Here is a 247-nt window from a genome sequence, read left to right on the forward strand (position 1 = left end):
TAATAGAAAATATTGATAAAAATATAATATGTGATTATTACGTAGAGCTAAGAGTAAATCAAAATGTAGATGTGTATGTTGTTAGTGATGCTATTAAAAATAAAGATGAATTATATCTTCATGAAACAAATATTAATGAATTTAGCAATGAAAATATAGAATTTACTTTCCTTTCTGAAAAAAAATCAGCTGATGAAGAATACGAGCACTTATTTACTAAAGAAAAGACATCAATTGGTTTAAGCAA

The 247-nt window shown here is 23.5% G+C and carries 1 protein-coding gene; it reads left to right on the top strand.

The features are described from left to right. Positions 1 to 247: hypothetical protein (locus tag FDX22_RS30215; protein WP_186805436.1), on the top strand; the 247-nt coding region annotated here is incomplete at both ends.

The sequence above is a fragment of the Citrobacter sp. TBCS-14 genome, assembly GCF_005280805.1.
Taxonomy (GTDB): Bacteria; Pseudomonadota; Gammaproteobacteria; order Enterobacterales; family Enterobacteriaceae; genus Citrobacter; species Citrobacter gillenii.